Below are 1,067 nucleotides of genomic sequence, written 5' to 3' on the forward strand. Positions count from 1 at the left end.
TACAGTACTTGGTTGAAATATAATATTTTAACAATGAAAATACAGCAGCTGTTGTGTCATGTGCATGTGTTAATATTAAAGCCAAGGGGCTCTAGTTTCCCGGCGCGGCGCAGGGTGGCGCAGGGTGGCGAACCCCATGCAGAGCTAGTTTCGAGCAGCGCAACCCAAGGCACGCTCAGTTTGGTAGTTTGACAGACCGAGGTGCGCTGAGATGGGTGTGGCAGTGCAGCAGGTGGAGGTGTCGACAGATCCAGCTAGGCGCAGTGACAGTTTCGTGCCAAAAGGCTTCGCCAAAGGTGCGCTAAAAGCTCACCAGCTGAAACCAGGTCTACTGTCAGCGCAGGCGGAGCGTAGCCAGTGTTAGACGAAGTTTGTCACATGTCACCAAAACCTCACAGGCAGGTTTCCAGAATATCAGGCACATTAATGATGCAATAAATAGCCACAAAACCACTATTCAATGCAACTATCTGCAATCAGCACATAAATGTATCTCTATATCGACTGTCCCATCACATCTGATGTCAGATCAAAGGGGATTGCCACCGTTTGGCACACGTAATGGAAACCCAACCTGATTTGATTAACACAGTCTGCAAACTAATGAGTTCACATCCCTCTCAGCCAACCACAAACAGCCACAGCATCAGATAGGGAGTATATATTCAGCATCTGTCATCTTAGAAAAGTCAAAAGAAAAGAAACAGAGTGAAATTGCGAGAGAGAAAGAGAGAGTGCGCGCGCACGAGAGAAACGCAACATTGATTTACAATTGTGGTGACCTCCTCCCAGGCTACCTTTGCATCATCAGCCCGTGGAGGTCTGCTCGCAGTTCTGTATATTCGGACACTGCGAGCTTGGACCTCCCGGACCAAAACATCAGTTTCCTCCTGGGAGAAGTTTGGCCGTCTGACGCTGCTGCTCTCTTCTGCCATGGCGAAATGAGTAAACTCTCATTACGCCTTCACGTGGCGCATTTAAGGGTGAGGAGAGGGTCTCATTTGATTGGTGTGATGTGTGTAAAACCCACGCCGCGCCTTCTCTCCTCCCTCTTTCCAACTTGAGCA

At 48.9% G+C, this 1,067-nt stretch carries 1 protein-coding gene; it reads left to right on the forward strand.

The features are described 5' to 3' along the window. Nucleotides 1-211 precede the first annotated feature (211 nt). A complete protein-coding gene (locus R7F07_RS25380; RefSeq protein ID WP_318110692.1) occupies nt 212-364 on the forward strand; it encodes a hypothetical protein in 153 nt (50 codons plus the stop codon). Nucleotides 365-1,067 lie beyond the last annotated feature (703 nt).

The sequence above is a fragment of the Vibrio sp. YT-16 genome (assembly GCF_033337405.1).
GTDB lineage: Bacteria > Pseudomonadota > Gammaproteobacteria > Enterobacterales > Vibrionaceae > Vibrio > Vibrio alginolyticus.

Excerpts from the sequence above, each read along its gene's own strand:
- R7F07_RS25380 (WP_318110692.1), top strand. The coding sequence starts at position 212 with ATGGGTGTGGCAGTGCAGCAGGTGGAGGTGTCGACAGATCCAGCTAGG.